The sequence below is a fragment of the Caulobacter sp. CCNWLW153 genome (assembly GCF_036889365.1).
Lineage (GTDB): Bacteria > Pseudomonadota > Alphaproteobacteria > Caulobacterales > Caulobacteraceae > Caulobacter > Caulobacter radicis.
In genome coordinates this window covers 15,551-41,667 of record NZ_JBAKFV010000014.1, presented here as the reverse complement: position 1 = coordinate 41,667, position 26,117 = coordinate 15,551, and the positions used below count along the sequence as shown (strand labels likewise).

The window sequence follows — 26,117 nt, the reverse complement described above, 5'->3', positions numbered from 1 at the left end:
TCATTCCCGCCCTTGTGGCGGGAATGACGGGATGAAGGGGAGGGGGAGGAGGCGTCTCCTGGCGGCACCCCGCCGCACGCCGCGACCTTGACTCCCGCCCCTATCAGGATCAGAACAAAGTGGGAACGGAGGTCGCCATGCCTGGCTCGCGCGAGGCGCGTATCGAGGCCCTGAGAGGTCGGATCGCCGCCATCGAGGCGGGGACTCGGACTCCGACTCCGGTCCTGCCGTTCGGCGACCCACGCATCGACTCCCACCTGCCTGGCGGGGGTCTGCCCCGGGCCGGCTGGCACGAGGTGGTCGGTGAGGGGCTGGAGGGCGAGAGCGGGGCGGCGACGGCGGCCTTCGCGGCGCTGCTGGCTCGTCCCCGGGCCGCCAAGGGGGCGGTGGTGTGGGTGCTGCGGCGCTCGGACCTCTATGCGCCGGGCCTGGTGAACCTGGGCTTTCCGGTCGAACGGCTGGTGATGGTGCGGGTCCGCGACGAGGCCGAGGGGCTGTCGGTGATGGAGGACGCCCTGGCCACGCCCGGCGTTTCCGTCGCCATCGGCGAGGCCGAGGCCCCCGACCTGGTGGCCGGCCGTCGGCTGCAACTGGCCTGCGAGCGGGCGGGGGGCTTCGGGGTCGTCCTGCACCGCCGGCCCTATGGCGGACCGGCCAGGGGGGCGACCGGCTCGGCCGCCTTCAGCCGCTGGCGGGTGGGGCCCGCCCCGGGGCGCGCGCCGCCGGATGGGCTGGGGCTCGGTCCTGCGGCCTGGCGCGTGGCGCTGGAACGCTGCCGGGGCGGACGCCCGGGAGCGTGGATCCTGGAACATTCGGAGGCCGATCATGGCCCGCATCCTTTCCGTGTGGTGTCCGAACTGGCCGATCACGACCTGGCGCAGACACCACCCGAACGGCTTCGCAGAGCGGGGTGAGGGAAAGATCCTCCCCCCGAAGGGGGAGGTGGCCGCGAAGCGGTCGGAGGGGGAAGGGGTTTCCGCCTCAGCAGAAACTTCCCCCTCCGTCGCCTTTGGCGACACCTCCCCCTTCAGGGGGAGGATCTCAGAAGATCCCCCCTTCGCCCTGCTGGTCTCCGAACGCGGCACGCGCCGCCTCGCCGCCGTCGACGCGGCCGCCGCAGCCCGGGGCCTCTCCGCCGGCCAGAAGGCCGCCGACGCCCTGGCGCTGGTCCCGCAGCTGGTCACCGCCGACCATGACCCCGACGCCGACCGGCGGGCGCTGGAGAGCCTCTGCGACTGGTGCGTGCGGTTCTCGCCGGCCGTGGCGGTGGACGGCGAGGACGGACTGCTGCTCGACATCACCGGGACCGACCACCTGTGGGGCGGGGAGGCGGCGATGCTGGCCGATCTCCTGGAGCGGCTGTCGCGCTGGGGCGTGCCGGCGCGCGGGGCGATCGCCGACACCGCCGGGGCGGCCTGGGCCCTCGCTCGCTTTGGAGAGGCCCGTTTCGGACGCGAGCAGGCGGTGGTTCCGCCCGGCGGCCAGCGCGAGGCGCTCTCCCGCCTGCCGGTGGCGGCCTTGCGGCTGGACGAGGCCGCCCAGGCCCAGCTGCCGCGCCTGGGGCTGCATCGCGTGGGCCAGCTCTACGCCCTGCCGCGCGCCCAGATGGCCAAGCGCTTCGGCCTGGCCTTCACCCAGCGGCTGGACCAGGCCCTGGGCGCGGCGGGCGAGGCCCTGGCCTTTCGTCGTCCCGCCAGTCCGTGGTTCGAGCGCCTGGCCTTCTTCGAGCCGATCAGCGCGCCCGAGGATCTGGCCCGCGTCGCCGCCGACGTGCTGGCCCTGATCTGCAAGCGGCTGGAGGCGCAGGGGCGCGGGGCCAAGCGGTTCGAGGTCGTCTACCATCGCCTGGACGGCAAGGCCTTCGCCGTGCCCGTGGGCCTGGCGCGCCCAGGGCGTGACGCCGTGCGCCTGGCCAAGCTGGTCGCGCCCAGGCTCGACGTCGTCGATCCGGGGTTCGGGATCGACGTGATCACCGTCCACGCCTTCGCGGTCGAGGCCCTGGCGCAAGGCCAGGCGCGCATCGACGCCGAGCTGGACGCGGCCGAGGCCCTGGCCCCGCTGGTCGACCGGCTGGTCAACCGGTTGGGCGAAGGGCGGGTCTGGCGGCCCGATCCGGTGGAGAGCCACGTGCCCGAGCGCGCCGTGGGCCGGTCCGCGCCCCTGGCGGCGCCGGCGAGCGCCCGGCCGTGGAACCCCGACCTGCCGCGCCCGACCCGCCTGCTGAAACGCCCCGAGCCGATCGAGGTGATGGCCAAGCTGCCCGACGACCCGCCGCTGCGCTTCACCTGGCGCGGCCGCCATCACCGCCTGCGCGCCGCCGAGGGCCCCGAGCGCATCGGCCAGGAATGGTGGCGGGGCGATTTCGACGACACGGGTCCGGGCAAGATCCGCGACTACTACCGGGTGGAGGACGAGGCCGGCGGCCGGTTCTGGATCTACCGGCAGGGGCTCTATGGCGACGATGCTTTGCCGAAATGGTGGCTGCATGGCCTGTTTGGTTGAAGGCGCAAAAACCCTCCCCCTGAAGGGGGAGGTGTCAGCGAAGCCGACGGAGGGGGAAGTCATTCCTCACGTTCGTGCGCGCGTCGATTTCAATGGCCTCTTCCCCCTCCGGCCCTCCGGGATCCTCCCCCTCTGGGGGAGGTGGCCCAGAGGGCCGGAGGGGGGGCGTTTTCAGCTTCCGCGGCGGTCGACGTTCATCAGCTGCTCCCCCCTCCGTCCGCTTCGCGGACACCTCCCCCACAGGGGGAGGATCTTGCGGGCCTGCACCCCATGACCCACGCCTATGCCGAACTCCAGGCCACCACCAACTTCTCGTTCCTGCGCGGGGCGTCGCGGGCCGAGGAACTGATGCTGACGGCCGAGGCCCTGGGCCTTTCCGCCGTGGGTGTGGTCGACCGCAACAGCCTGGCGGGGGTGGTGCGCGCCTGGACGGCTGCGAAGAAGCTGAAGGTCCGGGCCCTGGCCGGCTGCCGCCTCGACTTCGCCGACGGCGCGCCGAGCCTGCTCTGCTATCCGTCCGACCGCGAGGCCTTCGCGCGGCTGACGCGGCTGCTGACGGTGGGCCAGCGGCGGGCGGGCAAGGGCGAGTGCGTCCTGTCGTGGGCCGACTTCGCCGAGCACGCCGAGGGGCAACTGGTCCTGGTCGTGCCGCCGGAAAGGCTGGACGCCGCCTTCGAGGCCGACCTTGCCCGCATCGCCGCGGTGCTGAAGGGCCGGGTATGGCTGGCCGCGTCCCGCGCCTACGCCGCCCAGGACCTCAAGCGCCTCTCGCGGCTGGACGCCCTGGGCGAGGCGGCCGGGGCGCCGATGGTCGCCACCAACGACGTGCTCTATCACGGCCCCGAGCGGCGGCCGCTGCAGGACGTCATCACCTGCGTGCGCGAGCACTGCACGATCCAGGAGGCCGGCTTCCGCCTCGAGGCCAACGCCGAGCGCCACATCAAGGCCCCGGCCGAGATGGCGCGTCTCTTCGAGCGCTGGCCAAGGGCGATCGCGCGCACCACCGAGATCGTCCAGCGCATCGGCTTCGACCTCAAGGACCTCGAGGAAGAGTATCCCGACGAGCCGGTGCCCCCCGGCAAGACCTCGATGCAGCACCTGACCGGCCTGACCTGGCAGGGGGCGGCCTGGCGCTATCCGGACGGCGTGCCCGACAAGGTGGCCGCCCAGCTGAGGGAAGAGCTGCGGCTGATCGCCAAGATGGACTACCCCAACTACTTCATCACCGTGCACGACATCGTCGGTTGGGCGCGGGGGCAGGGGATCCTGTGCCAGGGACGGGGGTCCGCGGCCAATTCCTCGGTCTGCTACTGCCTGGGGGTGACGGCGATCGACCCCACCAAGCACCGGCTGCTGTTCACCCGCTTCATTTCCGAAAACCGCGGCGAGCCGCCCGACATCGACGTCGATTTCGAGCACGAGCGGCGCGAGGAGGTGATGCAGTACGTCTACCAGCGCTATGGCCGGGAATACGCGGCCATCTGCGGCACGGTGATCCACTACCGCCCGCGCAGCGCCATCCGCGACGTCGGCAAGGCCCTGGGCCTGACCGAGGATGTGACCAGCCTGCTGGCCGGCACGGTCTGGGGCAGCTGGGGCGACGGCCTGCCTGAGGAGCACCTGAAGAACGCGGGGCTCGATCCCAAGGCGCCGGAGATAGCCCGCGCCGTGGCCCTGGCCACCGAGCTTATGGGCTTTCCCCGCCACCTGTCGCAGCATGTGGGCGGTTTCGTGCTGACCAAGCGGCGCCTGGACGAGACCGTGCCGATCGGCAACGCCGCGATGAAGGACCGCACCTTCATCGAGTGGGACAAGGACGACATCGACAGCCTGGGCCTGATGAAGGTCGACGTGCTGGCCCTGGGCATGCTGACGGCGATCCAGCGCGCCTTCGGCATGCTGCGCGAGGATCACGGTGAGCGCATCGTCGACCTGGCCGACGTGCCGGCCGAGGTGGCGGGCGTCTACGACATGCTGTGCGTGGCCGACAGCATCGGGGTGTTCCAGGTGGAGAGCCGGGCGCAGATGTCGATGCTGCCGCGCCTGCGGCCCCGGCGGTTCTACGACCTGGTCATCGAGGTGGCGATCGTGCGGCCAGGGCCCATCCAGGGCGACATGGTCCATCCGTATCTCAAGCGCCGCAACGGGATCGAGCCGGTGGACTGGCCGCATCCGTCGCCCGAGCATGGGCCGGAGAACGAGCTGGAGGAGATCCTCGGCAACACCTACGGCGTGCCGCTGTTCCAGGAGCAGGCCATGAGCCTGGCCATCGAGGCGGCCAAGTTCACGCCCGACGAGGCCGACGGCCTGCGCAAGGCCATGGCCACCTTCCGCAACCTGGGCACGCCGGCCGAGTACCGGGTGAAGTTCGTCGAGGGCATGGTCCGGCGCGGCTACCAGCGCGACTTCGCCGAGCGCTGCTTCAAGCAGATCGAGGGTTTTGGCCACTACGGCTTTCCAGAGAGCCACGCGGCCAGCTTCGCCAAGCTGGTCTACGTCTCGGCCTGGATCAAATGGGCCTGGCCGGACGTGTTCTGCGCGGCCCTGATCAACTCCCAGCCGATGGGCTTCTACCAGCCGTCGCAGCTGGTGCGCGACGCCCGCGAGCACGGGGTCGAGGTGCGTCCGCCCGACGTGATGGCCAGTGACTGGGATTGTACTTTGGAGGCTTCCAGCTCCTCCCCCGCGCCAGCGGGGGAGGAGGAACGCGAAGCGGTGGAGGGGGCGAGACTGGGCGCCGCGCTCTGTCCCTCGCCCCCTCCGTCACGCTGCGTATCCGCAGCGCGCCGCCTCCCCCGTTTCACGGGGGAGGAGCGCCGAGACCCCCGCAAGATCTCCTGCGAAAAGACCCGTCCCCGCTGGAAGGCGCTGCGCCTGGGCCTGCGCCAGATCAAGGGCCTCAAGGCGGTCGACGTCCAGGCCCTGGTGAAGGCCCGCGACGAGGGCGCCCGCACGCCGGCGGAGTTCGCGCAGGGCGGCGTGCCGCAGCGGGCGCTGGAACTGCTGGCCGAGGCCGACGCCTTCGCCTCCACGGGCCTGTCGCGGCGCGACGCCCTGTGGGCGGTGAAGGGGCTGAAGGGCGAGCACAAGGCGCCGGTCCAGGCCCCGCTGCTGGCCGGGCTGCCGCTGTTCGAGGACCAGGTGGCCCTGCCGGCGATGGGCAAGCCCCAGGAGGTGGCCGAGGACTACCGCACCACCAGCCTTTCCCTGAAGGCCCACCCGTGCGGATTCTACCGGCCGATGCTGCGGGAGATGGGCGCGGTCACCGCCGACCAACTGCCGAAATTCCGCAACGGCCAGAAGGTGTCGGTCGGGGGGCTCGTCCTGATCCGCCAGCGGCCGGGCACGGCCAAGGGGGTGGTGTTCGTCACCCTGGAGGACGAGACGGGCGTTGCGAATGCGGTCGTCTGGAAGGACCGCTTCGAGGCCGACCGCAACGTGGTGATGACCGCCTCGTTCCTGGTGGTGCACGGCCGGGTGCAGGCGGCCGAGGGCGTGATCCACGTCGTCGCCGAGGGCTTCACCGACCTGTCGGCGGAGCTCTCGACCTTACGGGATGAACCCGGCGCGCCGGCGCCGCGCGTACGCCAGAAGGTGTCGGGCCGGCTGCTGCGAAGCCGGGATTTTCACTGAGAGGAGGGACAGGCTCTGCCCCTTCTCCCGTAAAATCCCCGCGAAAGCGGGGACCCAGGCTTTTTCTGAAATGCGTGGCGCTCGACGATAAACACCTGGGCCCCCGCTTTCGCGGGGGTTTTACGGATATTGGAACGCTCTTCCCGCTCGTTCGCACCCAGAGGAGTAGGTTTTAGGCCTTCGCCGTTTCCGGCGTCGTGGCCCTCAGCCGCTCGACCAGGGCGAACAGCTGCGCCCGCACGCCGAACTCGTCGCCGGCGATGGCGGCGGTTTCCAGGCTGGCCAGGGTCGCCTCGTCGATGCGCGGCGGCGGCGCGACAGGGGTGGCCTCGACCACGCCGGCCGACTTGGGCGCGGCGGTCTCGTTGATGTCGACCAGCGCCTCGGTCAGCTTCTCGCCAGGACGAAGGCCGGTGATGCGGATCTCGATGTCCTTGCCGGGGACGAGGCCCTGCAGCTCGATCATCCGGCGGGCCAGGTCGATGATCTTCACGGGCTCGCCCATCTCGAGCGTCAGCACGCCGGCCGGCGGCTCGGCGTCGGCGGCCGCCTGGGCCACGGCCCGCAGCACCAGAGACACCGCCTCGGGGATGGTCATGAAGTAGCGCTCGACATTGGCGTCGGTCAGGGTGACCGGGCCGCCGCGGGCGATCTGGTGGCGGAACACCGGCACCACCGACCCGGCCGAGCCCAGCACGTTGCCGAAACGCACGACGCCGACCCGCATCTGGCCGCCGCCGCCGAACTGGCGGGCGATCGCCTCGGCCACGCGCTTGGTGGCGCCCATGACGCTGGACGGGGCCACGGCCTTGTCGGTCGAGATCAGGGCGAAGTGCGCGGCGCCGGCCGCCTTGGCGGCGATGGCGACGTTGCGTGTGCCCAGCACGTTGGTGCGCACGCCCTCGCAAGGGTGGTTCTCGACCATCGGCACGTGCTTGAGGGCGGCGGCGTGGAAGACGATGTCGGGCTGCTCGGCGGCCAGCAGGCGGGTGACGCGATCCGCATCGCGCACGTCGCACAGGGCCTCGCGGCGCGGCAGGGCGGGCCAGGCCTCGGCGATCTCGCGGTCGATCAGGAAGAGGTTGGCCTCGGAGGCGTCGACCATCGTCAGGTGGGCCGCGCCGCTGGCGGCGATCTGACGGCACAGCTCCGAGCCGATGCTGCCGCCGGCCCCGGTGACCAGCACGCGGCGGCCGCTGACCAGGGCCCGCACGGGAGCGGGGTCGAGGCGCACGGGGGCGCGGCTGAGCAGTTCCTCAAGGCTGATCTCGCGCAGGGCCGCGGCGGTGGGGCCTTCGCCCATCTCGACCACGCCCTGGCGGCGCAGCAGGCGCACGCCCTCGCTCTTCAGGCGGCCCAGGCGCTCGGCGCCGAAGGCGCTCAGCGGGGCTTCGGCCAGGAACAGCACGGCGGCCGGCGACAGGCCGCCGTCGCTGAGCTGGCGCATGACGGCGTCGAAGCGGTCGATGGCGCCCAGCACGCAGACGCCGCGGATCTCGTCGCCGGTCTCGCGGGCCTCGGGGGTGAGCAGGCCGACCACGGCGTAGCGCTCGGCCAGGGCCGGGTCGCGCAGGAAGGCCTCGGCCTCGGCCGCCGTGCCGATGATCAGCAGGCGCGGCAGGGCCGGGTGGGCAGGGGCGGGGCGCAGGCGCAGCAGGGCTTCGGCCAGCACGCCCTCGTGCAGCGCCCGGCGACCGACGCGCAGGGCGGCCAGCAGGCCGATCTGCACGACCAGGGCCGCCAGGATGGTGCGCAGGCCGCCGTCGAGGTCGGGCAGGACCAGGAACGCCAGCAGCGAGAAGGTCAGGGCCGTCAGCGCCGCCGAGCGGGCGATGCGCAGGTAGTCGGCGGCGGCCACGAACCGCCAGGGCGCGCGCTCCAGCCGAAACAGCAGTTCCACCAGGAAGGCCGACAGGGCGTAGAGGCCGGCATGGGCCAGCAGGCCCGGCCGGTCGGTGTCCAGGCCCGCGGCCAGGACCTGTCCGACCAGCAGGGCCAGGAAGGCCAGGAACACATGCGCTGCGATCTTGCCGGCGCGACCCATGGACACTCGAACTCCGTTCAACTTTCGCGGCTTAGCATGCCGCTCGCTCGTCGTCGCCGATTCAGGGGGCGTTTCAGGCGCGGGCCAGCGGCAGGGTGGTCACCAGGTCGCCGGCGGCGGCGGGCGGGGCGCCGGCGGGGCGCATGACCAGGGCGTCGGCCCGGGCGAACACGCCGACCAGCGAGGAATCCTGGTCGGGGAAGGGCGTGACCGTCACCCGACCCTCGGCGTCGATGGCGCGGGCGGCGCGCATCCAGTGCTCTCGCGGACCGGCGGCGGGCAGCGCAGCGGCCAGGCGGGCGACGCCGAAGGGCAGGGCCGGATCGGCGCCGGACAGGGCCGACAGCAGCGGGCGCAGGAAAAGCTCGGCGCACACCAGGGCCGAGGCTGGATTGCCCGGCAATCCCAGCACCCGGCGGCCGTCGTCGAGATGGCCAAACCAGGTCGGCTTGCCCGGACGCACGGCGATGGTCTGGACACGCAGATCCAGGCCCAGTCGCGTCATGGCCGGCTTGACCAGATCGTAGTCGCCGACCGAGGCGCCGCCGATGGTCACCACCAGGTCGACGGCCGCGTCGGCCACCGCGGCGGTGATGGCCTCGACGGAGTCGGCGGCGGGGGCGAGCTTGATCGCCTGTCCGCCCCAGGCCTCGATCAGGGCCGCCAGGCTGAACGAGCCGGACTCGAAGATCTGGTCGGGCGCCGGCGCGCCGCCCGGCGCGACCAGTTCGTCGCCGGTGGCCAGGATCGCCACTTTCGGGCGGCGGGCGACCGACAGTTCGGCGCGGCCTGCGGCGGCGGCCAGCGACAGACGCCAGGGGTCGATGCGCACGCCGGCCTCCAGCAGTCGGTCGCCGGCGCGGAAGTCGCCGCCGGCGGGGCGGATGTTGGCCTTGGGGCTATCACCGGCCGCGAAGGCCACATGGTCGCGCTCGTGCGTCGCCTCTTCCTGGATGACGACGAGGTCGGCGCCGGCGGGAACCGGGGCGCCGGTGAAGATCCGCACGGCCTGCCCCTCTTCCAGCGGCTGGGAATAGGCCCGGCCGGCGGCGCTTTCGCCGACGATCGCGAAGGTCTCGACCACGCCATAGTCGGCCCGGCGGATCGCCCAGCCGTCCATGGCGGAGGCGTCGAAGGGCGGCTGGCGGCGATCGGCGACGATGTCCTGCGCCAGCACGCGACCCACGGCCAGGGGCAGGGCGACGGCCTCGACGCCCAGGCGGGCGGCGCCGTCCAGCATCCGGCTCCGGGCTTCCTCGACGGTCAGGTTCTTCAGGGCTTGGCTCACGGATCGATGGTCTCTGTCTGGGCGCGGGGCATGGCTGTGGCACGAGCGGGCGCGGGTCAATCGAAACCTGCGCCGGCGCCTCCGGGCTTGTAGCGATTGGGCGGAATGCCCAGCAGGCGCTTGAACATGGTCGAGAAGGCCGCCGGGCTATCGTAGCCGAGATCCAGCGCGATGGTCGTCACCGGCTCGCCGGCCGCCAGCCGGGGCAGGGCGGCCAGCAGGCACGCCTGTTGCCGCCAGGCGCCGAAGCTCATGCCGGTCTCGCGGCGGAAGGCGCGGGTGAAGGCCCGGCGGCCAAGGCCCAGCTGCGCGCACCAGTCGTCGATGGTCTCGTGCGGCGTAGGACGCTCCAGGAACGCGTGGCAGCGGCTGGCCAGGGCGGGGGCGGCGGGAAAGGGCACGGCCAGCGGGATCACCGGGGCGCGGGCCAGTTCGGCGAGCAGCAGGTCCATGACCAGGCCGTCGCGGCCGGCCTCGTCGTAGTCGACCGGAATGGCGCAGGCGGCGATCAGCAGGTGGCGCACCAGCGGCGAGACGCCGATCACCCGGCCGGTGTCGCCCAATGCGGCCGAGGCTCGCTTGTCCAGCAGCACGCTGCGGGTGCTGACCGCCCCGACCATGCGGACCGAGTGGGGCGTGCCGGCCGGGGTCCAGACCGCGCGCTCTGGCGGGGCGATCCAGGCGCCGTGCGGCGTGCTGACCACGGCCACGCCGGCGGCCGCGTAGAGCAGCTGGCCGCGCCCATGCTGGTGCCAGTCGAGCTCGAACGAGGGCGGGTACTCGTTGCCGGTGGCCACGATGGGACGGGGTATGGCGTCGTAGTCGGCGGGATGCACCCAGGGCTTGGCCATCTGTCCCACTCTCGAAAGTGAAAGTCCCAATGCGGAATGCGGGACGCCTTCGCAGGTCCTATCGCGGTCTCACCTTCACTGGAAGAGCCCGATGACCGACACCGCGATCCGATCCCCCGCCGCCGACCCGTCCAGCCCGCAGGCGCAGACCACGGTGTTCGGCGTGATCCTCGCGATCAGCGGCTGCCACCTGCTCAACGACATGATGCAGTCGCTGCTGCCGGCCATCTATCCGAACCTGAAGACCGACCTGCACCTGAGCTTCGGCGAGATCGGCCTGGTCACCCTGGCCTACCAGATCACCGCCTCGATCCTGCAGCCGCTGGTGGGCCTGTACGCCGACCGCCGTTCCAACCCGTGGGTGCTGCCGGGCGGGACGCTGTTCTCGCTGGCGGGCCTGGCGGTGCTGTCGGTGGCGCACGTCTATGGCCTCGTCCTGCTGGGCGCGTGCCTGCTGGGCGTCGGCTCGTCGGTGTTCCACCCGGAATCCTCACGGGTGGCGCGGATGGCGGCGGGCGGACGGCCGGGCCTGGCCCAATCGCTGTTCCAGGTCGGCGGCAACGCGGGCCAGGCGCTGGGACCGCTGGCGGCGGCCCTGGTGGTGGTGCGCTGGGGCCAGTCGAGCCTGGCCTTCTTCGCGCTGCTGGCCCTGCTGGCCGGGGCGGTGCTGTGGAATGTCGCCGTCTGGGCCCGCCACCACGGCGCGGCGCGCCTGGCGGCCGGCGGCGGCCGCAAGATCGCCCTCGACCTGCCCAAGGGCGCGGCCGGCAAGGGCATCGCCATCCTGCTGGTGCTGATCTTCTCGAAGTACGTCTACATGGCCAGCCTGACCAGCTACTTCACCTTCTACCTGATCGAGCGCTTCCAGCTGTCGGTCGAGAACGCCCAGATGCATCTCTTCGCCTTCCTGGCGGCGGTGGCGCTGGGCACGATCGCCGGCGGGCCGGTCGGCGATCGCTTCGGCCGCAAGGCGGTGATCTGGATCTCGATCCTGGGCGTGCTGCCGTTCACCCTTCTGTTGCCCCATGCCAGCCTGTTCTGGACCGGGCCGCTGGTGGTGGTTATCGGCCTGCTGCTGGCCTCGGCCTTCCCGGCCATCGTGGTGCTGGCCCAGGAGCTGGCGCCGGGCCGGATCGGCATGATCTCGGGCCTGTTCTTCGGCTTCTCGTTCGGCATGGGCGGCCTGGGCGCGGCTGTGCTCGGGGAACTGGCCGACTGGAAGGGCGTCGAGACCGTCTACAAGCTGTGCGCCGTGCTGCCGGCGCTGGGCCTGATGGCCGCCTTCCTGCCCAATACGCGAAGACGATGAGGGCATGGACCAGACAGCAAAAAGGCCAGCCTCGCGGCTGGCCTTTTCAATTCGAGGCGATGCGCGCCGGATCAGCCGACGAAGGCGCGCTCGATGACGAAGTCGCCCGGCTCGGCGTTGGAGCCCTCGACCAGGCCGTGGGCCTCCAGAAGGGCGGCGGTGTCCTTGATCATGGCCATCGAGCCGCACAGCATGGCGCGGTCGTGCTCGGGATCGAACTTGCCGCCTTCCAGGCCCAGGTCGGCGAACAGCTTGCCGCTTTCGATCAGGTCGGTGAACCGGCCCTGGCGCTCGAACGGCTCGCGGGTGACGGTGGGATAGTAGACGAGCTGGGCCTTGGCTTCGTCGCCGACCAGCGGGTCCTCGTGGATCTCGCTGGTGAAGAGGTCGCGATAGGCCAGTTCCTGCACTTCGCGCACGCCGTGGGCGACGATCACCTTCTCGAAGCGGCTGTAGGCGTCGGGATCGCGGGCGACCGACAGCCACGGGGCCAGGCCGGTGCCGGTGCCGAACAGGAAGAGGCGCTTGCCCGGCTTCACGGCGTCCAGCACGAGGGTGCCGGTGGGCTTCTTGCCGAGCAGGATCTGGTCGCCGGCCTTGATCTGCTGAAGGCGCGAGGTCAGCGGACCGTCAGGCACCTTGATCGAGAAGAACTCCAGCTCCTCGGCGAACGAGGGCGAGCCGATCGAGTAGGCGCGCAGGATCGGCTTCTTTTCGCCCAGTTCCTCGCGGGCGGGCAGGCCGATCATCACGAACTCGCCCGAGCGGAAGCGGAAGCTGGCCGGACGGGTGATGGCGAAGCTGAACAGCCGGTCGGTCCAGTGCTTGACCCAGAGGACGGTCTCCAGGTGGTGCGGGGACTCCTTGGCGGGAGCAGGGGCGGCGGCGGTGGCGGTCTCGGCCGTCATGTCAGTGATTTCGATCCTGTTCGCGCCGTACGAAGAACGGCGGCGCGCATAAGAAAAGTCGGGTGTCGCTCCGGCCCTGAAGGCGACACGGGTGTCATGTGAGAAGTTGAGAGCGGATGTCAACTTTTGCGATCTGAAGCCGCTTGGAGAAAAAATTCTACGAGCAGTCCAAAATATCGCCGTTCGCTTTTTCTGACTGTGTCAAAAATGTGATTGCCGGCCACCCCAACGGGGCGCAGACTTCCTTTTGCTTCGTTCGCGAAGCCAACGATACGGAGGAACGTATGCGGGTGAGGTTCATCATGGCCGCCGCGGCGGCCAGTCTGTTAGCGTTAGGCGTAGCGGGTTGTGAAGGCGGCGCCCAATCCAAGTCCGCCCAGGCCCAGAAAGTGACCCTGGAAGGTAAGTCGGTGACGGCGAGCGGCTGCGTGCGGCCGGTCGAGAACACCAAGTGCCTCGTCGTGCGCGGCCCCAACGGCGGCTATTACGACGTTTCCAGCGCCAGTCCGGCTCCGGACCCCGCCAAGGGGGTCGGCGTCTCGCTGCGTGGTCGCGATCAGGGCAAGAACACCGAATGCGGCCGTGAGCTCACGGACGTGAAATGGTCGTACCTGAACGTCCAGTGCGCGGCGGCGACGCCGAGCGCCTCGACCGGCGCCGAGGAGAAGAAGGACGGCTAAGGTCGCCTGTCGTTTCGAACGGCTCTAGGGCTTCGGTGAAGGCTGCGCTTCAGCCCTCGCCGGAGCCGGGGTCGGTTCGCGTCTTCGGCGTGTCGACGCTGGCCTCGCCGCCGGCCGGTTCGGTGGCTGGACGAGGCGGTTTGCCGTCGACGTTCGGATTCGGTCGCTGATTCTCGTGCTCGACTTCCCGATTTGAGGGGCGCTCGCCGGTATTCGCGGCCATCTTTCATCCTTTCAGGCATTCTTTCAGGCGCGGGCGGACCAAGAAACCTGTGAAAAGGCGCCGCTTGATCCGTGACTTCCGCAATAACGCGTGTCGAACGCGTCCTGATCCGCTTGCCCGGCGCAAACGACCCTGCTACACGACGCCGCTCTGGCGCTGGGAAGCGTCGGCGGCGCCGCTCGCGGCCCTCCGGCCTGGACCGTCGCCAAGGCTGCGGTCCTTTCTATCGGGACCGGAGTTCTGCAGGAGTGTAGCTCAGCTGGTAGAGCATCGGTCTCCAAAACCGAGGGCCGGGGGTTCGAGTCCCTCCACTCCTGCCACTATATGTCATCGGCCGGTCCGGCGTTCGGCCCGGCCTGTCAGATACGCGAGCCTCTGAAACCATGGCCAGGAAACCGGGATCCAGCCCGTCAGCGATCAAGAACCGCGCCGCCCGTACGGCCGCGGCGCTGGCCCCTGCCGGTCAGGCTCCATCCGCCGCCGCCGCGGCGCCCAAGAAGCCTTTCAACCCGGTGCAGTTCTTCCGCGAAGTCCGCGCCGAGGCCCGCAAGATCACCTGGACCACCCGCAAGGAGACCTGGATCACCTCGGTGATGGTCTTCATCATGGTGATCGTCGCCTCGGTGTTCTTCTTCGGCGTCGACTGGATTTTGGGTACGCTGGCCAATCTGCTGCTGAAGTTCGCGGCCGGATAAGACATATAAAGACCATGAGCACCGAAACCGCGACCAACCCGAACCACAAGTGGTACATCGTCCACGCCTACTCGAACTTCGAGAAGAAGGTGGCCGAGAGCATCCGTGAGCAAGCCAAGGCCCAGGGCCTGGAAGACAGCTTCTCCGAGATCCTGGTGCCCACCGAGGACGTCGTCGAGATCCGCCGTGGCCGCAAGGTCAACGCCGAGCGCAAGTTCTTCCCGGGCTACGTCCTGGTGAAGATGAACCTCTCGGACGAGGCCTACCACCTGATCAAGAACACCCCGAAGGTGACGGGCTTCCTGGGCAGCGGCTCCAAGCCGACCCCGGTCTCCGAAAAGGAAGTCCAGCGCATCGTCGGCGCCATCGAAGAGGGCGTCGAGAAGCCCAAGACCGTCGTGCTGTACGAAGTCGGCGAGAACGTCCGCGTCATCGACGGTCCGTTCGCCAGCTTCAACGGTTCGGTCGAGCAGGTCGACGAGGAAAAGGCCCGCCTGCGGGTCACCGTCTCGATCTTCGGCCGCGCCACCCCGGTCGAACTGGAATACAGCCAGGTCGAGAAGATCGCCTAAGCGATCCCTCCACCGAAGCTTTCGAAAACCCCGCGCCGGCGACGGCGCGGGGTTTTTGCTTTCCGGGCCGCGCCTTGCCGGTAGGCCGCTGTGCTAAAGTCCAGTGCCGCTGCGCCTTGCCGCCTCCAACCTCTCGGGTCGCGAAGGGAGGGCGGCCATGCGTCACGACCGTATGAGGCAGGAGCACAAGTACGACGCGGCGATCGCGCACCTGCAGGCGGGGCGGACCCGGCCGGCGGAGGTCGCCCTGCGGGCCGTGGTGGCGGTGAACCCGCGTTCGGCCCTCGCGCACTATCACCTGGGCCTAGCCCTGCGCGGACAGCACAAGTGGAAGGCTGCGGCGCAGGCGTTCCGCTCGGCCCTGGCCTTCGATCCGCACCATGCCCGCGCCGAGGCGTCCCTGGCCCTGATGCTGCTGCAGACCACGTCGGCGGCCGCGGCCGAGCCGCATGTCCGCCGGGCCGCCGCCAATGACCCGGGCGACCCGCTGATCCTGGCCGCGCTCGGCAACATCCTGCGCCACCTGGGCCGGCTGGCCGAGGCCAGGACGGCGTTCGACGCGGCCCTGAAGCTGTCGCCCGATCATGTCGACGCCCGCTTCGGTCGAGGCTTTCTCAGTCTGCTGGAGGGCGACTACGCCTCGGGCCTGGTCGACTACGAGTTTCGCGAGGCGCGGACGGAGGGCGTCGACCCGGGCTTTGCTCCCCAATGGCGCGGCGAGGACATCCGTGGGCGCGCCCTGCTGGTCTATGGCGAGCAGGGCCTGGGCGACGGGCTGCAGTTCCTGCGGTTCCTGCCGCCGCTGGTCGAGCGGGGCGTGCGGGTCACGGCCATGCTGCCCGCGCCTCTGACGGCCCTGGCGCGAGCCTCGCTGGGGGGCGTGCGGGTGCTGGAGCCGGGCGACAGGTCTTCGTTCGATGTCTGCTGCCCCCTGCCCAGCCTGCCGCTCTATTGCGGGATCCGGCTGGAGGCGATTCCCGCGCGCGCCGGCTACCTGACCGTTCCTCCGGGGCGGATGGCGACGTGGAGCGCCCGGCTGGGCGAGAGCGCCGATCTGACCGTGGCCCTGGTCTGGGCTGGAAATCCCGAGCACACCAACGACCATAACCGCTCCATGACCCTGGCCGATCTGGCGCCGCTGCTGCGGATCTCGGGCGTGCGGTGGATCAGCCTGCAGAAGGGGCCCGCCGCGGCCGATCTCTCCCGCCGGCTGGGCGTGCTCGACCTGGGCGGCGAGCTGAAGGACTTCGCCGACACCGCCGCGGTGATGGCCCAGGCGGATCTGGTGGTGTCGGTGGATTCGGCCCCGTGCCATCTGGCGGGCGCGCTGGGGCGACCGGTCTGGACGATGATCCCGTTCGCCCCTGACTGGCGCTGGGGCGTGTCGGGAACCGACACGGCGTGGTACGGTTCGATGAGGCTCTACCGGCAGGCCGCGCTCGAGGAAGGCTGGAGCCTGGCGGTGGAGGCGGCGGCCCGCGACCTGGCCGCCCTGGTCTCCGCTCGCGCCTGACTGGCGCTGGACTCTCCGCCGCGCGACTGCTACACGCCGCGACCTCGCTCCGGGATCCGATTCCGGGGCGTGTTCGCCGTTAAGGCGAACCCAAATCCGTGGAAGGGCCGCCAAGCCCGCACCACGGCTCACCAGCGAGGGCTCCGGCCCTCACGAGAGGATAGTATGGCTAAGAAGATCCTGGGCTACATCAAGCTCCAGGTGAAGGCTGGCTCGGCCACGCCTTCGCCCCCCATCGGCCCGGCTCTGGGTCAGCGCGGCGTCAACATCATGGGCTTCTGTAAGGAGTTCAACGCGCGCACCGAGAACGTCGAAAAGGGCACCCCCCTGCCGACCGTGATCACGGTCTACCAGGACAAGTCGTTCACCTTCATCACCAAGACGCCTCCGGCGACCCACTACCTGAAGCAGATCACCGGCCTGAAGTCCGGCGCGAAGCTGACCGGTCGTGAGACCGTCGGCGAAGTGACGCGCACGCAACTGCGCGAAATCGCCGAGAAGAAGATGAAGGACCTGAACGCCAACGACATCGAGGCCGCCGCCAAGATCATCGAAGGCTCCGCCAAGGCCATGGGCCTGAAGATCGTGGAGGCCTAATCCAATGGCTAAGCAACCCAAGCGCATCACCGCCTGGACCGGCGACCGTGACGCCACCCACGCCGTCGCCGAAGCCATCGCCCTGGTCAAGGCCAACGCCAAGGCCAAGTTCGACGAGACCATCGAGATCTCGGTGAACCTGGGCGTCGACCCGCGTCACGCCGACCAGCAGGTCCGTGGCGTCGTTCAACTGCCGTCGGGCACGGGCCGTGACGTTCGCGTCGCCGTCTTCGCCAAGGACGCCAAGGCCGCCGAAGCCACCGCCGCCGGCGCCGAAGTCGTCGGCGCCGAGGACCTGGTCGAAAAGATCCAGAACGGCTTCATGGACTTCGACCGCGTCATCGCCTCGCCGGACATGATGGCCCTGGTCGGTCGCCTCGGTAAGGTGCTGGGCCCGCGCGGCCTGATGCCGAACCCGAAGGTCGGCACCGTGACCCCGAACGTCGCTCAAGCCGTCAAGGACGCCAAGAGCGGCGCCGTCGAGTTCCGCGTCGAAAAGGCCGGTATCGTTCACGCCGGCATCGGCAAGGCCTCGTTCACCGAGGAAGCCCTGCTGATCAACGTCAAGGCTCTGATCGACGCCCTGAACAAGGCCAAGCCGTCGGGCGCCAAGGGCGTCTACGTCAAGAAGATCGGCCTGTCGTCGACGATGGGTCCGGGCTTCAAGGTCGACGTGGCCTCGATCAACGCCTAATCGGCTGATCGAAGCAAACTGACTTCGCGGGCGGGCGCTGGAGCGATCCAGCGCCCGTCTTGCGTTTTGGGCCCTCGTTGTAGGTCCGGCTAGCCGATGTTATCTTTCGTCTAGACGGAGAGACGCCATGGCCTTCCACATCCGCGATCCCGAGACCGACGCCCTGGTCCGCCAGCTGGCCGAGAAGACGCGGCTCGGCATCACCGAGACGGTGAAGCTGGCCGCCGCCGAAGCCCTGGCCGTGCGCGAGAAGGCGAGGGAGGAGAAGCTGGCGAATATGCGGGCGATCAGTGACCGGATGGCTCGCGTGCCGAGGACGGGCCTCAAGGCCGACAAGGCGTTCTTCGACAGCCTTAACGACGATTGATGTTCGTCGATGCGTCGGCCTGGACGGCCATACTCCTCGGTGAGCCGGAGGCGGATGCCTTTCGCCTGAAGTTGGCGGAAGCTGGAGTTGTCGTGACCTCGGCGATAGCGACTTGGGAAACAGTTCGCGCCGTTGAACGGGAAACGGCCTTGGATGTGCGGCAGGCAGCCGAAGAGGTCAGAGCGCTCCAGAAGTCTGCCGGCGCCGTCGTCGTTCCAATCGAAGAAGCGGAACAGATCCTTGCTGTCGACGCCCACGCCCGCTTCGGCAAGGGCGTTCATCCCGCGAAGCTGAACATGGGCGACTGCTTCGCCTATGCCTGCGCCAAGACCAACGGCGTTCCGCTGCTCTACAAGGGCGACGACTTCTCGCAGACGGATATCGAGGCCGCGTGACTGCCAACGCTTCCAGGATCATCGACGTCGCCGTGGTCGGCGGCGGGCCCGCCGGGCTGATCGCCGCCCAGCGCCTGGCCGAGGCTGGGCGCTCGGTCGTGGTGTTCGAGAAGATGCCGACCTTCGGCCGCAAGTTCCTGATGGCGGGCCGGGGCGGGCTGAACCTGACCCACTCGGAAGATTTCGAGCGCTTCGTGGCCCGTTACGGCGACCGCGCCGCGCGGCTGCGGCCGATGCTCGAGGCCTTCACGCCGGCCGATCTCGTCGCCTGGGCCAGGGATCTTGGCCAGGAAACCTTCGTCGGCGCCAGCGGCCGCGTATTCCCCAAGGCCATGAAGGCCTCGCCGCTGCTGCGGGCCTGGCTGGCGCGGCTGGAAGGCTTGGGCGCCTCGCTGCGCACGCGGTCGGCCTGGGCGGGCTGGGCTGAGGACGGCGCGCTGCTGGTCGACGGCCCCGACGGTCGCGAGGCCTGGCGCCCGCGCGTTACGATCCTGGCGCTGGGCGGGGCCAGCTGGCCCAAGCTTGGTTCCGACGCGGCCTGGACCGGCGTGCTGGAAGGGCAGGGGGCCAAGGTCGCGCCGTTCGCGCCGGCCAACTGCGGCTTCGAGGTCGCCTGGAGCGCGATCTTCCGCGACCGCTTCGCCGGCGAGCCGCTCAAGAACCTTCGCCTGGTCTGCGACGGCCGCCAGGCCCGCGGCGACGCCATGGTCGCCGGCTACGGCCTCGAGGGCGGGGCGGTCTACGCCCTGGGCCCTGCGCCGCGCGAGGCGATCGCCCGCGACGGCGAGGCGGTGCTGACGATCGACCTGCGCCCCGACCTGCCGGCCGAGACGCTGGAGCGGCGCCTCTCCGGCGCACGCGGCGGTCAGTCGCTGGCCAACCACCTGCGCAAGGCGCTGAAGCTTTCGCCGGTGGAGGTGAACCTGCTGCGCGAGGCTCACGGCCTCGACCTGCCGTCGTCGCCGGCTGCCCTGGCCTCGGCGATCAAGGCCGCGCCGATCCGCCTGACCGCCGCCCGGCCGCTGGAGCGGGCGATCTCGGCGGCGGGCGGCGTGGCCTTCGACAGCCTCGACGGCCTGGCGCTGGCCTCGCGTCCCGACGTGTTCCTGGCCGGCGAGATGCTGGACTGGGAGGCCCCCACGGGCGGCTACCTGCTACAGGCCTGCTTCGCCACCGGCGTGGCGGCCGCGAAGGCGGCGGGGGAGCGCTTGGGCCGGTAGCCGCAGCCTCGGCTCTTCCTTCTTTGCTTTCCTGGGCCTCGTGCCCAGGACCCATGCTTCAACCGGCTCAGACCTTTCGAGGTCGGCCGGGATCTGAGCAGCCGCTGGCATGGGTCCTCGCCACAGGGGCGAGGAAAGCGAAGAAAGGGGTTAGCGAATGTTAAGGCGTATGCAGCGCCCTCAGAAACTCCCCACGTGATGGATGTTGCCGTCAGGGTCCTTGAACCACGCCAGCCGCATGTCGCCCGCCCGATGTACGCCGTCCTCCACCGTGATCCCGGGCATGTCGTAGGTCTCGAACGCCACGCCCTTGTCGCGCAGGGCGGCGACCACGGCGTCGAAGCGATCGCCGACCGGCCAGGTCACGGCGGTGCCCTGGTTGGTCCCCGCGAACTCTGACTCGTAGACGGTCAGCGCCACGCCGCCGGCGCGGTAGGCCTGGACGCCCATCTCGGAATCGCCCTCGGGCGCGAGGCCCAGCGTCTCCTCGTAGAAGCGCCTGGCCCGCGCCAGATCCTTGACCGGCAGGGTGGGGGAGGCGTCGAACTGGCCCAGCATGGCAAGGCTCCTTCATGGGTTTCGCTGCCTTGAAGACGTTCGAGCGCGCCGCGTTCCGACACCCCGTTGCGTTCCTTGTGCAAATCCTCTATACGGCCCGCCTCTCCGCTGGACTCCGGTTCGGCGGCGAACCTGTTTGAGAACTGCGGGGCGCGGGGTCACCAGCGCCATAATCGAGGAAGAGCCCTTCCTCGCCGTCGGGAGACAGGGATAGAGACGCCAAGACCTCCTTCTCGTGACGTCAGTCCGAGTCAGGTGCGCGGCCGACTTTCCTTGGAACAGGCTGATGCAACTCGCGCGCGGGAGCAATTCCGCATGGGACGAGCATCTGGCTGCCGGAATGGTCCGGCCGCCTGCAACTGAGTAGGAGACCGCAATGGACCGCGCTCAAAAGCAGGAATCGATCGAGTCGCTGAAAAGCGTCTTCGCCGATGCCGGCGCTGTCGTCGTGACCCACTACATGGGTCTGACCGTTGCGGAAATGACCGACCTTCGTCTTCGCCTCCGCAAGGAAGGCGCCGCGATCAAGGTTGTGAAGAACACCCTGGCCCTCAAGGCTCTGGACGGCAAGCTTGGTGACACGGGTTCCGCCCTGTTCACCGGCCCGGTCGCCATCGCCTACGGCCCGGACGCCGTCTCGGCCGCGAAGATCGCGGTGCAGTTCGCCAAAGAAAACGACAAGCTCAAGATTGTCGGTGGCGTTCTGGACCAGACCAACGTGCTCGACGAAGCCGGCGTGCGCGCTCTGGCGACCCTGCCGTCGCTGGACGAACTGCGTGGCAAGCTCATCGGCCTCATCCAGGCTCCGGCGACCAAGATCGCTGGCGTCCTGCAGGCCCCGGCTGGCCAGCTGGCTCGCGTCTTCAACGCCTACGCGACCAAAGACGCCGCGTAACGGTCATCCCCGCAAATCTATCCCAATCTCTCTAAGGAACTGACACATGTCGAAGCTCGAAAAGCTGGTCGAAGAACTGTCCACCCTGTCGGTGCTGGAAGCCGCTGAACTCTCGAAGCTGCTGGAAGAAAAGTGGGGCGTCTCGGCCGCCGCTCCGGTCGCCGTGGCCGCCGTCGGTGGCGCCGCTGCTCCGGTTGAAGCCGCTGAAGAGCAAACCGAGTTCACCGTTGTCCTGGTCGACGGCGGCGACAAGAAGATCAACGTGATCAAGGAAGTCCGCGGCGTCCGTCCGGACCTCGGCCTGAAGGAAGCCAAGGACCTGGTCGAAGGCGCTCCGCAGAACGTCGTCGAAAACGTTTCGAAGCAGCAGGCCGACGAAGTCGCCAAGAAGCTGACCGAAGCCGGCGCCAAGGTCCAAGTGAAGTAATCCGGCTCCGCGTCGTCTGACGCGGATCTGGTCTTCATGACCTTACGAGACGGGCCCGGAGGGAAACCTCCGGGCCCGTTTTCGTTTTCCCAGGTCCTCCCCCTGAAGGGGGAGGTGGCCCAGAGGGCTGGAGGGGGAAGTCCCTTCAGAGGCCGAGGCGGTTGCTGGCTCACAGGCCACATCCCCCTCCGTCGGCTTCGCCGACACCTCCCCCCTTCAGGGGGAGGATCTTGTCACTGCTATTCATCCCATAAATCGCACCTTGTGCGTTGACGGCGCTGTCAGCCGCCACTACGCCGGTGTCAGGAAATGATAGCGGTAACTTAGTGGAGGAATCGCATGGCTTGGCTGGGTAACGGCGCAAAGGCGCGCGTCCTGGGTCTGGTTTCGGGTCTGGCGCTCAGCGTCGGGGCGGGCATGGCGGTCGCCGCGCCGCAGACCACGGTGGATCGCAACGGCGCCTATGTCTCGGTCGAGACCTACGCCCCCAACGTGATCCGCGTGACCATCAGCCAGGACAAGGACCTGGCCAAGGGCGCCCCGGGCTACGGCGTCAACGGCGTGGCCACCGACAAGGGCTGGCGCCACGACCAGAAGGCCGGCGCCGACATCTTCACCTCCGCCGAGCTGTCGCTGGAAGTCGTCGCCCAGCCGTGGCCGGGCGCGCCCAGCCTGCAGGAGCGCTATTTCGCGCCGGCCCTGCCGCCGGTCTCGATCAAGGTGCGCAAGCCCGACGGGACCTCGCTGGTCGACATGACCGGCTGGGAGATGGCCCCGCACGTGGTCAGCGGCGAGAAGACCTTCCGCGCCGGCGCCAGCTTCTCGACGACCGCCGACGAGCACTTCTATGGCCTGGGCCAGAACCAGGAGTCGGAAAGCGCGCTCGACCTGCGCGGCCGCACCATCGACTGCAAGCACGACTATGACGCGCCCCACGGCGAAAGCGTCTGCGTGCCGTTCCTGGTGACCAGCAAGGGCTACGGGATCCTGTGGGACAACCCGTCGGCCACGAAGATCTATCCGGGCGTCAACGGCCGCACCCTGTGGCAGAGCAATGTCGGCGAGCGCGTGTCGTTCTTCGTCATCACCGGCAAGACCACCGACGAGATCTACGCCGGCTACCGCGCGCTGACCGGCGTGACGCCGCTGCCGCCCAAGGCCGCCTTCGGCTACATCCAGTCCAAGGCCCGCTACGAGAGCCAGGCCGAGTTCATGGCCGTGGCCGATGGCTACCAGAAGCGCCAACTGCCGCTCGACATCATGGTGCTGGACTGGTTCCACTGGACCCGCATGGGCCAGATCGACATCGATCCGGCGCAGTTCCCCGACCCGGCCGGCATGAACAAGACGCTGCACGACCGCGGCGTCCACACCATCATCAGCGTGTGGCCCCGCTTCGAGCAGGAAGGCCGCTACTTCAACTACCTGGCCGGCAAGGGCTGGTTCCTGAAGGACGAGAACGGCAATCCGGTTGACGGCCTGCCGTTCCGCAGCGACCGCACCGGCGCGCTGATCGACAGCACCAACCCCGAGGCCCGCGACTGGTTCTGGGGCAAGATCCGCGACAACATCATCTCGCAGGGCTTCGACTGGCTGTGGCTGGACGAGACTGAGCCTGACCTGGTGCCGTCGGGCTTCTTCTTCCACGCCGGCACGGGCGACCGCATCCGCAACGCCTTCCCGCTGATGCACGCCCAACTGGCCGCCGACGGCTCGCGCCGCGACCGTCCCGACAAGCGCAACCTGATCCTGGCCCGCGCCGCCTATACCGGCGCCCAGCGCAACGGCTCGCTGTTCTGGTCGTCCGACATCCAGCCCACGTGGGAGGCCCTGCGCCGCCAGGTGCCGACCGGCCTGAACTTCACCGCGTCCGGTCTCGCGTACTGGGGCAACGACATCGGCGGCTGGCAGTGGCTGCCCTCGACCACCACGGCGACCAAGGCGCCGCTGCTGGATCCGTCGGACGCCCGCGACGTGGTCGGCCAGAACAACGACTATCCCGAGCTCTTCACCCGCTGGTTCCAGTACGGCGTGTTCACCCCGACCCTGCGGGTGCACGGCATGCGCAAGGGCAACGAGCTGTGGTCGTTCGGCAAGGAGGCCGAAGGCGTTCTCTCCAAGTACCTGAAGCTGCGCTATGCGCTGATGCCGTACCTCTATTCGATGGGCAAGACGACCTACGACACCGGCTCGCCCTTCATGCGCGGCCTGTTCATGGACTTCCCCAACGATCCGCAAGTGGCCAATATCGGCGACCAGTACATGTTCGGTCCGGCCTTCCTGGTGGCCCCGGTCACGCAGCAGGGCCAGACCGAGCGCGACGTCTACCTGCCGGCCGGCGCCGACTGGTATGACTACTGGACCAACCAGAAGTTCACGGGCGGCCAGACGATCCGCGTGAAGGCGCCGATCGACGTCATCCCGCTGTTCGTCCGCGCCGGTTCGATCGTGCCGATGGGCGCGCCGATCACCAACACCAGCCAGGTCCAGGCGATCAGCGCGGTGAAGGTCTATCCGGGCCGCGACGCCGAGTTCTCGCTCTATGACGACGACGGCGTCACCAACGCCTACGAGAAGGGCGTCGGCAAGACGGTGAAGCTGCGCTGGGACGACAAGGCCGGCAAGCTGACGGCCACCGGCGACAAGGCTCTGGCGGCGCAAGCCCAGGCCGCGGTCCAGGTGGTGAAGTAAGCGAAGGGGGAGGGCGGAAACGTCCTCCCCCTTTTTTCCTTTTGAACCCTCTCTCATGGAGAGAGGGAGGGGCCCATGGCGAAGCCATGGGAGGGTGAGAGGGTACAATCTCACCAGATGGGGCGCGGTCGAAGTGGGGCGGGTAGACTGCTGGCCGTCGCGCTCCGTTCTCGCGACTACACCACACAGAGGTGCGGGTTTCCGCGGCAGGCGTTGAAACCTCTCACCCTCCCACCGCTGCGCGGCGGGCCCCTTCCTCTCTCTAAGAGAGAGGGATTTGGGCAAGCGCCCGGGCCACCGCTACCAGTCGCGCCTCCCAGGTTTCCCCACCCGGCTGGAACGCCCTGACCGCCGGGTACCAGGGGTAACCCGTCGTCCCCAGCGCCGGCCAGTTCGGGTTGGCCGAGACGATCCAGGTCTCGGCCCCAAGCGCGGCGGCGATGTTGGTGGTGGCGGTCGGCGGACCGACGACGAGGTCCAGCGCCTGGCAGAGGGCGACGACGCCCTCCAGGTCCTGCATCAGGTCGAGGTTCGGCGGTCGGTGGATCGTCAGGCCCTGGGTCTGGGCGCGGGCGAGGTCCGGCCCGGCGTCGCCATATTGCAAGTTCACGAAGACCGCGCCCGGCGTGGCCAGCACCGGCGTCCATGCCTCGAACGGCGCGAAGCGGCGCGAGCGCAGGCCGGCCATTAGGCCGCTGCGCCAGAGGATCCCGACCTTGGGGCCATGGCCGAGGCTTTGCAGCCAGTCGCGCCAGTGCTCGACCCGCGCCGGATCGGGCGCGAGGAAGGGCTTGGCGTCCTCGAAGCTTTCCAATGTCCCGCGCAGCAGCGGCAGCAGGTCGCCCAGCGGCGCCCAGGCCTGGACCGGACCGGCGTCGGGGACGGTGCGGCGCAGGCGGCCGGCCAGGCTGGTGGTGACGTGGCCGATCACGCGCACGCCCGGCCAGGCGCGCGCGAACAGGGGAGCGAGGCGGGGCTCGACCGCCAGGGTCAGGCGCCCGGTCGGGCCGAGGGCGGCCAGGGCGTCGCCGATCATCGAGCCGAACATCACCTCGTCGCCCAGGCCCTGCTCGCCGACCAGCATCAGGGAAAGGCCATGCAGGGGCAGGTCCGGCGTCCAGCGCGGGGCGGGGATGTCGAAGACCAGCGCCTCTCGCCGCTCGGGGGCGAGACGGGCCGCGTAGTCGGCCCAGCCGCTGGGAAGATCGCCAATGCATAACTGCGCCGTTGCGCGCGTCAGCCTGAGCGCGGCGGCCTGGGGCGGCGTCGGCCGAGCGGCCAGCGCCGCGTCGCAGGCCTCCTTGGCGGCCGCCGCGTCGCCGACATCAAGCCGGGCCAGGGCGGCGTTGGCCAGGATCGGAACCTCGCGCGGCGCCAGGCGCAGGGCCTCGTCGTGGAACACCCGGGCGTCGGCGTCGTCGCCCTTCTGGGCGGCGATCGAGCCCAGCAGGCTCCACAGGTGCGGGGCCGCGGGTGCGTCGGCCATGGCTTCGCGGACGATCGCCAAAGCCTCGTCGCAGCGATCCAGGTCGCGCAGCACGGCCGCCAGGTCCTGGGCGTCGGCCAGGTCGCCCGGGCGGGCGGCGCGGACGCGCGCCAGCAGGTCGGCGGCCAGCGCCGGCTGGCCCATGCGCCGGGCCAGCCGGGCCAGATCGCGCACGCCGTCGGGATCGGCGGGCGCCTTCAGGTGCGCCTGCCGCAAGGCCTCGAAGGCCTGGGGCAGGGCGCCGGCCCGCTCGCGCACCAGGCCGATCAAGCGCAGGGCCAGGCTTGCGCCCTCGGGCAAGGCCGCGGCGGCCAGGCTTTCGGCGCGGGCGAAGTCGCCGTCCGCCAGCGCGTCCCCGGCCGCGACCAGCCGCTTTCGAGCGGCGGCGGGAACCTCGTCCAGGCGCGCGGCGATGCGGTGCAGGGGCGATAACGGCCGCTCTGCGGGGCGGGTCTTGAGCGCGGCGGTCATCGGCGGGCCTTGGCGAGGAGGAAGCGTCGCCACGTTGAACGGACCCGCGCCGTGAAATTGGTCGCTGTTTCCCCCTTTCCATCCTCGCTTCGATCCCC

Annotated in this window: 22 protein-coding genes, 1 tRNA gene and 1 pseudogene; 17 read left to right on the top strand and 7 right to left on the bottom strand. The window is 69.8% G+C overall.

The annotated features are described in order from the left end of the window. The first annotated feature begins 137 nt into the window (after positions 1-137). From V6S85_RS20145 to V6S85_RS20135, 3 genes are all read left to right on the top strand, one after another. Positions 138-914, top strand: coding sequence for an ImuA family protein (locus V6S85_RS20145; protein WP_334350029.1), 777 nt, complete (start codon positions 138-140; stop codon positions 912-914). 151 nt (positions 915-1,065) lie between these two features. Next, positions 1,066-2,502 (top strand): DUF6504 family protein, encoded by a 1,437-nt coding sequence (locus V6S85_RS20140; protein WP_431830623.1) that lies wholly within the window; start codon positions 1,066-1,068, stop codon positions 2,500-2,502. Positions 2,503-2,772: 270 nt separating this feature from the next. Further along, positions 2,773-6,135 (top strand): error-prone DNA polymerase, encoded by a 3,363-nt coding sequence (locus tag V6S85_RS20135; protein WP_334350028.1) that lies wholly within the window; start codon positions 2,773-2,775, stop codon positions 6,133-6,135. Positions 6,136-6,307: 172 nt separating this feature from the next. Here the strand turns inward: V6S85_RS20135 and V6S85_RS20130 are convergent, their stop codons facing one another. From V6S85_RS20130 to V6S85_RS20120, 3 genes are all read right to left on the bottom strand, one after another. After that, the gene (locus V6S85_RS20130) at positions 6,308-8,179 is read right to left on the bottom strand and encodes a nucleoside-diphosphate sugar epimerase/dehydratase (protein WP_116564953.1); all 1,872 of its coding nucleotides are present in this window, start codon (positions 8,177-8,179) and stop codon (positions 6,308-6,310) included. A 73-nt stretch (positions 8,180-8,252) separates the two neighbouring features. Next, the gene (locus V6S85_RS20125) at positions 8,253-9,467 is read right to left on the bottom strand and encodes a molybdopterin molybdotransferase MoeA (protein WP_334350027.1); all 1,215 of its coding nucleotides are present in this window, start codon (positions 9,465-9,467) and stop codon (positions 8,253-8,255) included. Positions 9,468-9,523: 56 nt separating this feature from the next. Continuing rightward, entirely contained in the window at positions 9,524-10,318 is a 795-nt protein-coding gene (locus tag V6S85_RS20120; protein WP_334350026.1) for an AraC family transcriptional regulator, read from the bottom strand. Between the two features lie 91 nt (positions 10,319-10,409). Here V6S85_RS20120 and V6S85_RS20115 point away from each other — a divergent pair, with 91 nt between their 5' ends. Further along, positions 10,410-11,627: an MFS transporter gene (locus tag V6S85_RS20115; protein ID WP_334350025.1), complete on the top strand. Its 1,218-nt coding sequence runs from the start codon at positions 10,410-10,412 to the stop codon at positions 11,625-11,627. Between the two features lie 71 nt (positions 11,628-11,698). Here the strand turns inward: V6S85_RS20115 and V6S85_RS20110 are convergent. Further along, positions 11,699-12,596 (bottom strand): annotated as a pseudogene (locus V6S85_RS20110) (ferredoxin--NADP reductase); the annotation flags it as partial. Positions 12,597-12,924: 328 nt separating this feature from the next. On the opposite strand from V6S85_RS20110, the gene V6S85_RS20105 reads away from it, so the two are divergent. Continuing rightward, a complete protein-coding gene (locus V6S85_RS20105; protein ID WP_240633813.1) occupies positions 12,925-13,215 on the top strand; it encodes a hypothetical protein in 291 nt (96 codons plus the stop codon). Between the two features lie 49 nt (positions 13,216-13,264). Here V6S85_RS20105 and V6S85_RS20100 read toward each other — a convergent pair whose 3' ends face one another. Continuing rightward, positions 13,265-13,438, bottom strand: coding sequence for a hypothetical protein (locus V6S85_RS20100; protein ID WP_165799384.1), 174 nt, complete (start codon positions 13,436-13,438; stop codon positions 13,265-13,267). Positions 13,439-13,682: 244 nt separating this feature from the next. On the opposite strand from V6S85_RS20100, the gene V6S85_RS20095 reads away from it, so the two are divergent. The 9 genes from V6S85_RS20095 (at position 13,683) to V6S85_RS20055 (ending at position 19,491) form a co-directional block, all read left to right on the top strand. Next, a tRNA-Trp gene (locus V6S85_RS20095) sits at positions 13,683-13,758 on the top strand. Positions 13,759-13,821: 63 nt separating this feature from the next. Further along, positions 13,822-14,133, top strand: coding sequence for a preprotein translocase subunit SecE (secE, locus tag V6S85_RS20090; protein ID WP_101719570.1), 312 nt, complete (start codon positions 13,822-13,824; stop codon positions 14,131-14,133). A gap of 14 nt (positions 14,134-14,147) precedes the next feature. Continuing rightward, a complete protein-coding gene (gene nusG / locus V6S85_RS20085; protein ID WP_058346465.1) occupies positions 14,148-14,705 on the top strand; it encodes a transcription termination/antitermination protein NusG in 558 nt (185 codons plus the stop codon). A 157-nt stretch (positions 14,706-14,862) separates the two neighbouring features. Beyond that, a complete protein-coding gene (locus V6S85_RS20080; protein ID WP_334350023.1) occupies positions 14,863-16,218 on the top strand; it encodes a tetratricopeptide repeat protein in 1,356 nt (451 codons plus the stop codon). Between the two features lie 165 nt (positions 16,219-16,383). Then, on the top strand, positions 16,384-16,815 hold the full coding sequence (gene rplK, locus V6S85_RS20075) for a 50S ribosomal protein L11 (protein ID WP_058346464.1): 432 nt from the start codon (positions 16,384-16,386) through the stop codon (positions 16,813-16,815). A 4-nt stretch (positions 16,816-16,819) separates the two neighbouring features. After that, positions 16,820-17,509 carry a 50S ribosomal protein L1 gene (rplA, locus tag V6S85_RS20070; RefSeq protein ID WP_116564942.1) on the top strand — a complete coding sequence of 230 codons (690 nt, stop codon included), beginning with the start codon at positions 16,820-16,822 and terminating at the stop codon, positions 17,507-17,509. A 127-nt stretch (positions 17,510-17,636) separates the two neighbouring features. Continuing rightward, the gene (locus V6S85_RS20065; RefSeq protein WP_116564940.1) at positions 17,637-17,876 is read left to right on the top strand and encodes a type II toxin-antitoxin system VapB family antitoxin; all 240 of its coding nucleotides are present in this window, start codon (positions 17,637-17,639) and stop codon (positions 17,874-17,876) included. After that, positions 17,876-18,271, top strand: a complete 396-nt coding sequence (locus tag V6S85_RS20060) for a type II toxin-antitoxin system VapC family toxin (protein WP_334350022.1) — start codon at positions 17,876-17,878, stop codon at positions 18,269-18,271. Before V6S85_RS20065 ends, V6S85_RS20060 begins: the two co-directional genes overlap by 1 nt. Next, a complete protein-coding gene (locus V6S85_RS20055; protein WP_116564936.1) occupies positions 18,268-19,491 on the top strand; it encodes a TIGR03862 family flavoprotein in 1,224 nt (407 codons plus the stop codon). Before V6S85_RS20060 ends, V6S85_RS20055 begins: the two co-directional genes overlap by 4 nt. A 180-nt stretch (positions 19,492-19,671) precedes the next feature. On the opposite strand, the gene V6S85_RS20050 is transcribed toward V6S85_RS20055, so the two are convergent. Beyond that, positions 19,672-20,049, bottom strand: coding sequence for a VOC family protein (locus V6S85_RS20050; RefSeq protein ID WP_116564934.1), 378 nt, complete (start codon positions 20,047-20,049; stop codon positions 19,672-19,674). A 376-nt stretch (positions 20,050-20,425) separates the two neighbouring features. Between V6S85_RS20050 and rplJ the strand changes: the two genes are divergently transcribed. From rplJ to V6S85_RS20035, 3 genes are all read left to right on the top strand, one after another. Then, entirely contained in the window at positions 20,426-20,944 is a 519-nt protein-coding gene (gene rplJ, locus V6S85_RS20045) for a 50S ribosomal protein L10 (RefSeq protein WP_058346459.1), read from the top strand. A gap of 46 nt (positions 20,945-20,990) precedes the next feature. Beyond that, the gene (gene rplL, locus V6S85_RS20040) at positions 20,991-21,371 is read left to right on the top strand and encodes a 50S ribosomal protein L7/L12 (RefSeq protein ID WP_058346458.1); all 381 of its coding nucleotides are present in this window, start codon (positions 20,991-20,993) and stop codon (positions 21,369-21,371) included. 339 nt (positions 21,372-21,710) lie between these two features. Next, a complete protein-coding gene (locus tag V6S85_RS20035) occupies positions 21,711-24,062 on the top strand; it encodes a glycoside hydrolase family 31 protein (RefSeq protein ID WP_334350021.1) in 2,352 nt (783 codons plus the stop codon). 262 nt (positions 24,063-24,324) lie between these two features. Here the strand turns inward: V6S85_RS20035 and V6S85_RS20030 are convergent, their stop codons facing one another. Beyond that, positions 24,325-26,019: a tetratricopeptide repeat protein gene (locus V6S85_RS20030; RefSeq protein ID WP_334350020.1), complete on the bottom strand. Its 1,695-nt coding sequence runs from the start codon at positions 26,017-26,019 to the stop codon at positions 24,325-24,327. Positions 26,020-26,117: the final 98 nt, after the last annotated feature.